8 protein-coding genes and 1 pseudogene are annotated in these 11048 nt (G+C 59.5%); all 9 read right to left on the reverse strand.

Features of this window, described 5'->3' with window-relative positions; translation table 11 throughout:
- Positions 1 to 145: 145 nt before the first annotated feature.
- Entirely contained in the window at positions 146 to 2566 is a 2421-nt protein-coding gene (gene glgP / locus JCM12178_RS19315; RefSeq protein WP_245628613.1) for an alpha-glucan family phosphorylase, read from the reverse strand.
- A complete protein-coding gene (locus JCM12178_RS19320; RefSeq protein WP_369404458.1) occupies positions 2491 to 3246 on the reverse strand; it encodes a hypothetical protein in 756 nt (251 codons plus the stop codon). The genes glgP and JCM12178_RS19320 overlap by 76 nt, the downstream gene beginning before the upstream one ends.
- Positions 3144 to 3587: a hypothetical protein gene (locus JCM12178_RS20210; protein WP_369404457.1), complete on the reverse strand. Its 444-nt coding sequence runs from the start codon at positions 3585 to 3587 to the stop codon at positions 3144 to 3146. The genes JCM12178_RS19320 and JCM12178_RS20210 overlap by 103 nt, the downstream gene beginning before the upstream one ends.
- A gap of 80 nt (positions 3588 to 3667) precedes the next feature.
- A pseudogene (locus JCM12178_RS20215) lies at positions 3668 to 4384 on the reverse strand (glycogen/starch synthase); the annotation flags it as partial.
- A 9-nt stretch (positions 4385 to 4393) separates the two neighbouring features.
- Positions 4394 to 5596, reverse strand: coding sequence for a glycoside hydrolase family 57 protein (locus JCM12178_RS04525; RefSeq protein ID WP_054649144.1), 1203 nt, complete (start codon positions 5594 to 5596; stop codon positions 4394 to 4396).
- Positions 5593 to 6879, reverse strand: coding sequence for a glycosyltransferase family 4 protein (locus JCM12178_RS04530; RefSeq protein WP_054649147.1), 1287 nt, complete (start codon positions 6877 to 6879; stop codon positions 5593 to 5595). Before JCM12178_RS04530 ends, JCM12178_RS04525 begins: the two co-directional genes overlap by 4 nt.
- 2 nt (positions 6880 to 6881) lie before the next feature.
- Positions 6882 to 7985: an amylo-alpha-1,6-glucosidase gene (locus JCM12178_RS19330; protein ID WP_245628617.1), complete on the reverse strand. Its 1104-nt coding sequence runs from the start codon at positions 7983 to 7985 to the stop codon at positions 6882 to 6884.
- Entirely contained in the window at positions 7910 to 8836 is a 927-nt protein-coding gene (locus JCM12178_RS19335) for a glycogen debranching enzyme N-terminal domain-containing protein (RefSeq protein WP_245628614.1), read from the reverse strand. The genes JCM12178_RS19330 and JCM12178_RS19335 overlap by 76 nt, the downstream gene beginning before the upstream one ends.
- 776 nt (positions 8837 to 9612) lie before the next feature.
- Positions 9613 to 10938, reverse strand: coding sequence for a TolC family outer membrane protein (locus JCM12178_RS04540; RefSeq protein WP_054649149.1), 1326 nt, complete (start codon positions 10936 to 10938; stop codon positions 9613 to 9615).
- Positions 10939 to 11048: the final 110 nt, after the last annotated feature.

Genomic DNA, 11048 nt, shown 5'->3' on the forward strand with positions numbered 1-11048 from the left:
AGACCGGGAAACGCATGAAAGGCGTGCCCACATTCGGCCAGATGACCGAGGGCCTTTGCTCATATTCCTGCCCCACAAGACTCCCCAGCCCTCGAAAAGAGCCGCCGGAGGCGGATTCATCCAGCTCCGGCGGCACAATGTTTCGTCAGCTCCAGCGAATGAGACGCGGTTCGTGCTTGTTGGTCAGCCCCGGATGTGTCGGGATGACGCGAACTCCGTAGCGCACAGGGCCGGAGTGGGTCGGCGAGAAGCTGGTCCGGTACTCCAGCATCGAGGCTTCGGTATGCTTGAGCTCCATGCGGATGCACTCCACCACTGTCTGTTCATCCGGGGTGGCGGCGATGAACTCCACCTGCATCTCCTCTTCAAGGAGTTGGCCCCTGTCGATTCTGACCTTCACTGACAGGTCGTTGCCGAGCTTGAACACGTCGCCTGAGATGCCTTCCACATGGACCTCCTTTATGGTCAGGGTGGCGAACCTGCCGGGGATGCGCTTTTTCCACTCGCCCAGCTCCTGCGCCATTGCGTAGTCGTTTCGACAACGCCGGTCGGAAGACTCGATGACCGGGAGATACATCTGCTGGATATAGTCCTTCACCATCCGGTGCGTGCCGTACTGTCTGAAGCCGGTCTTCATCACCGACTTCATCCGGCCCAGCCAGAGATGCGGCACCCCGTCTCCGCCGCGCTCGTAGAACTCCGGAACAACCTGTGACTCAAGGGTTTCGTACAGGTTCTCCGCGTCCACGATATCCTGGTTGACCTGACTCTCGTACACAAGCCCGCTCCCCACGGCCCAGCCGTTGTGGCCGTCGTAAGCCTCGTCCCACCAGCCGTCCATGATCGAGCAGTTGGGCACCCCGTTCACCGCAGCCTTCATGCCGCTCGTGCCGCTGGCCTCCATCAGCCGCGTGGGCGTGTTGAGCCAGACGTCCGCGCCGGAAACCAGAAGCCGGGCCAGCCGGATATCATAGCCTTCGAGGAAGATGACCCGGCCGAGGAAGTCGTCCTGCTTTGCCAGACGGCAAATGAGGTTGATATAGCTCGCGCCGATGGTGTCTGCCGGGTGCGCCTTGCCCGCGAATATTATGTTCACGGGCCGCTCCGGGTTGCACAGGATTTCCTTGGCCCGCTTGAGGTCATGGAACAGCAGGGTCGTACGCTTGTACGCAGTGCAGCGCCGGGCGAAACACAGGGTCAGGTGGTCGGGATTGAGCGTTTCGCGGAAGGCGCGCAGCCGATTCGGAGGCTCCCCTTCACGGGTCCATTGTTCGGAGATGGACCGCAATACCTCGTCGTACAGCCGATGCTTAAGGGAAACGTGGGTCTCCCAGAGCCGTCCGTTGTCGTAGTGATCAAGGCAGTCCCAACCGCCACCCTCCAGCAGCGTATCATGAACATTCAGGTGGCAGCAGCTCTCGATGTCGCGGCGCACACGCTCGTCCAGCCACGACGGGATATGCACGCCGTTGGTGATGTGGCCCACCGGGACCTCGCTCAAAAGGAATCCGCGCCAGAGGTCCATCCACATGCGCCGGGACACGTCGCCGTGAAGTCTGCTGACACCGTTGCGGCTGCATGAAAGCTGAAGCGCGAGGACCGTCATGTTCAGATGGTCCGCCTCTTCCGCGTACATGTGCCCGAGGTTCCAGAGGGCATCCCACGAAAGCCCCATCTCCTCGGCATAGCGGCGGAAATAGTTCTCCACCAGAGACCGCTCGAACCGCTCGTTCCCTGCCGGGACCGGGGTGTGCATGGTAAACGCCGTCGAACCCCGGACCACTTCCTTGGCCGTGGCAAAGTCAAGCCCCTCGATGAGCATGAGGTGCCGGAGGCGCTCGAAGAGCAGAAACGCGGAATGACCTTCGTTCAGGTGATAGATGCACGGCTCGATGCTGAGCGCCCGCAGCATTCTGACACCGCCGATACCCAGAACGATCTCCTGCTCGATGCGCCCCTTGGAGGACGGCTCATAGAGACGCGAGGTGATGTCCCTGTCCGTGCGGGAGTTTTCCACCACGTCAGTATCGAGAAGGTACAAGACGGCGCGCCCCACCCGCACTTCCCAAATCTGTGCGTAAACGGTCCTTCCGGGCAGGTCCACCGTGACCAGCGTCTTTTCGGTGTCCCCGTTGTGCAGCGGCGATATGGGCATGGTGGCAAAGTCGTTTTCCGGATACTCCGCCACCTGATCGCCGTTGCCGTTTATGCGCTGGTGGAAGTAGCCGTTCTTGTAAAGCAGCGACACGCCCACAAACGGCAGGTTCAGGTCGCTTGCGGACTTGATATGGTCGCCCGAAAGCAGCCCAAGGCCGCCGGAATAGATGGGTATGGCCTCGTGCAGTCCGAACTCCATGGAGAAGTACGACACCGGGTTCTTCCACGTGATACCCTTGTAATCGGCGTGTTCACGCTGGGCCATGTAGCCATCGAAACGCTCAAGAATTTCCGAAAAACGGCCCATGAACTCGATGTCGCCCGAAAGCTCGTTCAGGCGCTCGCGGTCCATGGTGTCGAGGAACAGGACCGGGTTGCCGCCGCAGTCCCGCCAGCGGGCCGAATCCATCCACTCGAAGAGTCCTGCGCCTCACGGTTCCAGACCCACCAGAGGTTGTCGGCCACTTCGCGTAGCCGTGCAAGCGCCTGCGGCAGCTCCGTCACTACAGTGAAAGACCTGAGCCTCGGCTGGGTGGTGTTCACGCCAGAAAAGGATATCTCCACCCCGCGCTGGGCGGCCATCCGCTGCACGCCCGCAATGCGTTCGGTGCGGATTTCCGCCGCGTGCGCGTAGGCTTCCAGATAGTGCCGGTAGAAATCATGCCATGTGGCTTCCTCGGCCACCTCTCGCGCGGCCTGACTCCTTCGCGCCCAGTCTTCCCGTGAAAGCGAGAGGTATTCGCCCAAGTATTCCGTCAGCTTGTCCCGGGCCATGGCGTAGTCATGGTCTAGGCGATTGAGGACATGCACCCCGAGGTGTCCGTCCGGGTGCTTTTCCATGATCCACTGCCCGAAGCCCGCGCGGTCCGCAGTTACGGTGGGCACCGCAAAGGCGGCGCTCTCCATGGGCGTGTAGCCCCACGGCTCGTAGAATGAAGGAAAGACCGTCAGGTCCATGCCTGCGAGCGCGTCGTAATACTCAAGGTTCAGGATGCCGTCATGTCCGTCCAGATAGACCGGAATGAAAATGACGCAACAACGCTTTTCGCGGGCATTGTCCAGATGCAGCTCCCGGCAGCGCTTGACGATGGGGTCCTCGTCGCGTTGCCCAGGTGGTGCGTGGCGATGCCCGCATACTTTTCGATGTCGGGCCGCTCTTTCTGCAGCCGCTTGCGGACGTCGTCGCTGAAGACAGCGTATCCGCAGGTTACGAGCAGGAAGGCCACCACCGTGGTGTCGGACTCCGCCTCGGCAAGCTGGCGGTCGATGTCCGAGAGGCTGTCAAGCAGCAGGTCGATGCCCTTGTTGTGAAACTCGTACCGGCCGCTTGTGGCCACCAGCAGGGTCTTGTCCGAGTCCAGCTTGCGCTCAAGGAACCGCTCTGCCAGATCCACAAGCTGCCTGCGCGAAGACCCCCGCTTTTCGGCCACGTACTCCGGCTCGGCAAAGCCTCAAGGTTGAAGCCGTTGGTCGTGACCACGGCCGGGTTTGTGCCGAGCAGGTTGGAAGCCTCCCTGCGGGTGATGTTTGAGACGGTGGTGAAACAATCTGCCTCGCGGGCAGAGACCGACTCCATGGAATGTTTGGCGCTGACACCGAACGCCTTGGCCTCCTGCGTGGGTTCGATCTCCTCCAGTGCGGCATAGATGTCCACGCCGGAGCCGGACATGGACCGGCCGAGCATGGTGGCGTGCGTGGTCAGCACGGTGGACACGCCGGGAGCGTGCTTCTTGAGATACAGGACGCCAGCGCCGGACATCCACTCGTGGAAATGCGCGTACACGTCGGCCACGCCTTCCATGTCGTCGCCAATCTCCTTGATGGCCATGGCCGAGGCCGTGCTGAACAGCACCGGCTCGATATAGTCCCACGCACCGGCCATGGAGTCGACGCCGTAGTCGTTCCAGAGCTGAAAGAGCAGCTTGTCGGGGTCCTTGAACACGTCGCGGAAGCCGATGAGCATCGCCCACGGCCTGCCGGGGATGTCCCATCTCCCCACTGAAACCTCGACATGCTTCGCGGCAAGCCGCTCCAGCGCTGGCACTATTGACTCGGGCGGGTCGCACGGCTCAAATCCCGGATTGCTTTTCAGCAGCGGCCCCATGGCCACATAGCGCTCACCGAACTGCGAGACAGCCTGCGCCGCCTTGCTGCTGATGACCGTATGGATGCCGCCGACCTTGTTGCAGACCTCCCACGACACCTCGAAAAGCCAACTGGTTTCCATAGCGTTCTCCTAGTCCGACGCCGTATTTCGGGCGTCTATCCGCAAACCCAGATCATTGAGCGCGTTCATGTAGGTAATGAAGGCCTGATGCGGGGTCTCGTACGGGTTGAAGTACTTGTGCACGTCGCCGTCGGAAAACCACTTGGTGCACATGTAATAGAAATGGTCGCTGGTGAGCATCTCGCGCCATGTGGCGATCATGTCGTCGTCATGGGTGGCGAGCACCTTTTCCTCCAGCGCGTAGGCCAGCTCTGCGGCCTGATCCTGCATGGGATTGCCGAGCCATGCACTGACGTCGCGCTCCAGATCGGCCCATGAGGTGAAATACGGCACGTCGATCTGAGCCATGGGGTCGAGCCGGGACGCGGCCTCTGCCGGGGTCTCGAACGCGTAGTCGCCGTGGTCGAGAATCCTGTCAGGCAGCTTGTCAAAAAACTCGAAGATGCCCGTGTCTTTCCACTGGTGCTCGCCGATGGTCTCGTAGTCCATGAAGAGGTTGATGACCTCCCCGCTACCCGCAACGGAATGCAGCCAGCTTGCGTATCTCTCTACGCTGATGGGCCACTCGCTCCAGTTGCGGTCCGAAAACCGGAAAGCGATGTCATCGGACAGGCGGTAGTTCTTCAGCAGCGCCTTGAGCTTGGTGCAGCCTGCGGGTTGGTAGATGAAGTTGGGCGATCGCCAGCCGAGCACCTGATCCGCGCCCTCGGCCAAAACAACCTTGTAGCCCATCTTCTCCACTTCATGCGCCAAATCGTTGTTATAAATAAGCTCGGTATTACGGAAGGTTTTGGGCTTGGCGCCGAAAAGCTCTTCCAGCGCCCTTGCGTGCATCTTGACCTGCCGCCGGAACTCGTCGCGGGAAAAAAGAAACGCCAATGAGTGGTAGTAGGTTTCACCGATGAACTCGACGCACCCGGTATCGGCCAGACGCCGGAACGACGCCAGCACCTCGGGGCTGAACTCCTGATACTGCTCCAGGACCACCCCGCTCACTGCGTACGAAATGCGAAAGCGCCCCTTGTGACGTTCGATGAGATCAAGCATCAGCCTGTTGGCGGGCAGATAGCACTTCTCGGCCACCTTGAGCAGAATCTCGCGGTTGGCCGCGTCGTCGCGGTAGACATGGCGGTGGCCTATGTCGAAGAAGCTGTAACGCTGATCCAACCGAACGGGCTGGTGCACCTGAAAGTAGAAACACACCGAAATCATGTCATCCTCCCCGCAAGCTCGCGGTACACCCCGAGCACCTTCTCCGCGGCAAGCTCCCACTGCACCTTGCGCAGTGTCTCCCGACCGCTTTCCACCAGCTTGAGCCGTCGCTCTTCATTGTCCAACAGGTCGAGTATTTCCGCAGCGAGCCGGTCCACGTCCCAGAAATCCACCTTGACCGCGTCGTCGAGAATCTCGGCCACGCCGGACTGTTTGGAGACGATGGAAGGCACGTCGTAAACCATGGCCTCCAGCGGCGTGATGCCGAACGGCTCCGACACGCTGGGCATGACGTACAGGTCGCTCATGGCGTAGATGCGCTCCACGTCCCGGCCCCTGACAAAGCCGAGAAAATGGAACTTGTCCGCCATTCGCAGCTCGGCCATACGCTCCACCATGCGCGGGAACATGTCCCCGGACCCGGCCATGGCGAACCGGACGTTCGGGTTCTTCTTCAGAACCTTTGCGGCAGCCTCCACGAAATAGTCCGGCCCTTTCTGGAAAGTGATGCGTCCGAGAAAGAGCACCAGCTTCTCATGAAACGCCTTCTCCATCCGAATCTGTCCGAGCCTGCGCTCCTGCGAGACCGCGTTGTGCACCACGGATATCTTGCCCGAGTCGATGGAGTAGCGCTTGACGATGGTGTCTTTGGTGAAATGACTGACCGCGATGATTCGGTCAGCCGCTTCGAACCCGGCACGCTCAAGGTCGTAGACCTGCTGGTTCACGTGCTCGCCGCTGCGGTCAAACTCCAGTGCGTGGGCATGCACGACCAGCGGCTTCCCGGACACCCGCTTGGCCTCTATGCCTGCCGGAGCGGTCATCCAGTCGTGGGAATGGATAACGTCGAATTCCTCGGTCTGGGCGACATGCGCACCCACAAAGCTGTATCGTACGATCTCCGCCATCAGGTTCTCGCCGTATCCGCCCGAAAAATCGCTCTCCAACTGCCGGATGATATCTTCGGTGTGGAGCTGCTCGTGCTCCTCCACCACGGCTTGGTACTCTTTCTCCGTAAGATACGGGCGAAGCGGGGAAAGCACCTCCAGAACGGAGACCCGCTCACGCAGCTCCCGAATCTGCCTGAGCCCCACGGACGCGCGCACGCGGTTTGCGCCCATAAGCGTCAGATGCCTGCCCTCTTCGTCCGAATCGAGCCTCGGCAGCACGAACAGGATGTCGGTTCCGTGCTGGGCCAGCCCTTTTGTAAGCCCGAGGCAGGCGGTACCGAGACCACCTGAGATGAAAGGTGGAAATTCCCACCCGAACATGAGCACGCGCATGGCTACCGACCTCCCAACAGCTTGTTGAGGCGGATGGCCTCGGCCACGCTCCACGCCTGCGCGATGGTCCCCTGCGGCCGGTGCGGCGGATTGCCGGTGTACAGCTCGGGTATCGAGGCAATGCCGTGGTCCTTGGGAAACGCCTTCAGGATCGGCTTCAGGTAGCTTCTCAAGTACTTGATCGTTTCCTTCCTGTCCGCGCTCTGGCGCAGCATGGCTTCGCCAAAGTGCCCGGCCAGCCACGGCCAGACCATGCCCTGATGATAGGCGGCGTCGCGCGCATCGGCGTCACCCCGGTAGAAAGGAGAATACAACGGATTGCGCGGCGAAAGCGTTCGCAGGCCATACGGCGTCAGCAGGTGGCTTTCCACAGTGGCCATCACCGCCCGCATCCGTTCCATGTCCAGCATGGAATGGGGCAGCGACACCGCGAATATCTGATTGGGCCGGATGCAGTGATCCTGCCCCCTTTCGTTGACAACATCGCTCAGGCAGTTGTCATCATGGTTCCAGAACCGCTCCATGAAATTGGCCGCAAGGGTGTCCGCCGCCCGTTCCGCACGTTCGCGCAGGTCGTCGTCGCCGGATGCAAGCTCCAGATAAAACCGCAAGGCGTTGTACCAAAGGGCATTTATCTCGACAGCCGCGCCATGTCTGGGAGTCACGGGCCTGCCGTAGGCCTGCGCGTCCATCCACGTAAGCTGGGTGTGCTCGTTTCCGGCATGGAGCAAGCCGTCCTCGTCCAAACGGCAAAGAGGCACCCTGCCGTCGAGGTGCGCGGCCACGATGCCCTTCATGGCCGGAAGCAGCCGTTTGGTGACGAACCGCCTGCTCCCCTTGGCCCTTAGATACTCTTGAACAGTCCAGAAAAACCAGAGCGAGGCGTCCACGGAGTTGTAGGCCAGATGCTCCGAGGACTGGTCAAGATAGTTCGGCAACAGACCGTCACGCTCCATACCCGCGTAAGCAGCGAGCACCTCCTCGCCGAACGGCAATCGCCCGGAATGGAAGGTCAGGCCCGGCAGCGCGATCATGGTGTCACGCCCCCACTCTCCGAACCAGTGATACCCGGCGATGACCGAAGCCTTGTCCGAGGCGTTACGGATGAGGAACTGGTCGGAATAATACTTGAGCCAGCGGGTGTGCTTGCCACGGTCCTGCTGCGGGAAAACTCCTGTTCGCGCCGCTCCACTTCCTTCTTGCGCACCCTTTCGAGATTGCTGATCGGATCGGTGGACGCGGCGAATATGACGGGCTTGCCCTTCTTGAGCGGCACGTCGAAAACACCGGGGCAGAATAGGTCCTCCTGATACTTGAAACCGCGCTCGCGCTCTTGAAGGTACTCCACGTTCAGATGCCATTTTGGGCCCGCGTAGAATTCGGAGGAACGGTTGGTTCCCATATAGAGCGGCGGCATGCCGTCGTATGGCTGTATTTTACGGCCGTTCTTTTCCGGATAGGTGCGTGGACGCAGAAACATGTTCTCCTGCGTGAGCCGGTGCACGTCCCGGTAGGCAAGCATCGGGCGGATGCGAAGGGTCGGGCTGACGCGCCCTTCGAGCAGTTCATAGCTCAAAAGGACGGTGTTCTCGCCGTAGACCATGAGGATGCTCTTGCGCAGCAGCATGTCCCCGATGCGGTAGGTAACGGAAGGATGCAGCCCTTGCTCGAAACCATCAAAAAACTGGTGTCCGGTGGGATGGTAAACGCCCGGATACTTATTGGTTGAGAGGGCGAATTCAAGGTCGTCGTGCAGGAGTGAGGTCTCAACCTTGGAGAGCAACACGAACCTGCCCTTGGGCTTCTTGAGGGCGGCAACAAGCAAACCGTGGTACTTGCGGGTGTGGCAATTGATGACGGTACTGGACGCGTAGCCGCCGATTCCATTGGTGTCGAGCCACTCTTTCCGGGTAGCCCGTTCAGTGTTGACGCATTCTTTTCTGCCGATTCGAATCATGGTTTCCACCTGTCCTGAGAGTGAACAAAAGGGTTTCCCCATGACTGCCTTAGATAGAAAACCGCGACCGCACGCAAGGAGAAAATGAGCACCGGATGTTATTATTTCACCCCAACACAAAACAACCGCACGGACGTAACGGCTTGGACACCGGAAGACGCCAAAGCGACACTGGAAAACACGAGATTAAAACGACATACACCGTCAAGAAATAGCGCACTGAGGGCCCTTCCTCGTCCATGTAGATCAGCACACATCCCTACGGCACAGACTGGCCCATCGGTTTGAATCACGCCGGTAATTTTGATTAGTTCACATTTGGACACAAACCGGGTTTCCGATGTCTGGCAACAAAAAAGGCTTCGGTAATCTACCGAAGCCATTAAATAGAAATTGGGTAATAAGGCGGACATCTTTGCGGCCTCTTGAGTGGCATTCAAGAGGTCACAACCCTTTTTGGGGAATGAAACTCTTAGTAATAAGGTTACGGCGAAGGTACCCACTTTCGCGTCTACGCCGTGTCCTCAGCCATAACAAATGTAACTTTTATACAAACAATGCCATTTTCAAGCCCTTGAAATGACGAAACGAGCGGCCTTCAAGCTCTCGTTATCTTGCCATTTACACCGATGACAGAGGTTCAAATCCCCTTGGGGACGCCAACGAAATCAAAGCCCTCCTGCTTTAAGCAGGAGGGCTTTTTTGATGGACCACTCTCGTAAAAAAAGGGCGCAACCAAATGGTGCGCCCCTTTGAATCCGATACGAATCGAGAGGTTACTTCTCGGCCATTTCGTACGCCTTGTCCGAGACTTCCAGTTGCTGCACAAGCTCGCCTTCGAGGGTCAGAAGCTTGTAGACGCTGAAGCTGCGGTTCATGCGCGCCGTTTCAAGCAGCACGCTGTTGCTGAACACCTCGTTGATGGAGTCAAGCACGTCAAGCAGGGAGCGCTGGCCCACGTTGAACTGCACGAGATACATGTCGCGGGTTTCCTTGCTGTAATCGAGCGCCTTCTCGTAGTTGGCCACCTGCTTGACGGCAATCTCGTAGTCGCTCCAGGCCGTGGCGACCTCGCGGCTGAGTTCGTCGATGGTGTCCTGCAGTTCGGCCTGAGCCTCGTTCACGCGGGATTCGGCAGCCTTGGCCTCGTTGTAGTCCGTACCGCCACTGAACAGGTTCCAGGACATTTCGAGCATGGCCCGATTGTCCTGAAGATGCGTGGTCGCTCCGTCAAGACGGTCTGTGTTACGGGAGCTGACCACCACGTCCACGTTCGGATAGTAGTCGGACTCGGTAACGTTCTGGTCTTTCTCCGAGGCGGCGAGGTCTGCCTTGCGGACCTTGATCTTCGGGTTGTTTTCCAGCGTGCGGTCAAGAAGCTCACGAAGCTCGCCTTCAATGTAGTCCGGATGGAATTCCGGCTTGGACAGCGCGCCGGGTTCGGTACCGGTCATGCGCCTGTAAGCGGCTTCGGCATTATTCAGGTTGCCCTGATAGGTGATGTGGGTGGTCTCGGCACGGGCCAGACGGCTCATGGCCTGCGTCTCGTCGGCACGGCTGGTGGCTCCGGCGAAGACCCGCTCGGAAATGGAGTCAAGCAGATCGCGGTGATCCTGCACATTGTTTTCGGCCAGCTCGAGCAGTTTGCGCTCACGCACCACGTCGTGATGAGCGCGAACCGCGTCGAGCGCGATGGCTTCGACGTTGTCCATCAGCAGATACTCGGCAGACTGCAAGCGGTCCTTGAACCCCTGATAGGTGTAGTAGCGATCCATGCCGTCGAACAGGTTCAGGCTCAGGGCAACCGTGGTGTCGCTCGCGGTACGCGTGCGCTGGTCAGTGCCGAGTCTGCGGGTTGTGGAGCTGTCGTACTGCTGGAATCCGTAGTTGGCGGAAACGTCCAGCGAAGGGAAGAAACGTCCCAGCGCGGCAGAAAGGTCGCGGGCGCTTGCTTCGCGGTTATACAGAATGGACTTGATCTTCGGGTGGTGCTTCACGGATGTGACCACGCTCTCCTTGAGCGAAGTGGTTCCGTCGGCACCGGCCTGTGCCGTGACGGCGAACATGAAAATGAGAAGTATGGAAAGAATCGCGCGTTTCATATTTATCTATTGGTTGAATGTTTCTATGAAGGTCTCCTAGCAGGCGGCCCCTGACAGCGCAAGCAGTAAGACATATTAAGGCCCGGCCTCCTGCGAGGCCGGGCCGAACG

The sequence above is a fragment of the Salidesulfovibrio brasiliensis JCM 12178 genome (assembly GCF_001311825.1).
Classification (GTDB): Bacteria; Desulfobacterota; Desulfovibrionia; order Desulfovibrionales; family Desulfovibrionaceae; genus Pseudodesulfovibrio; species Pseudodesulfovibrio brasiliensis.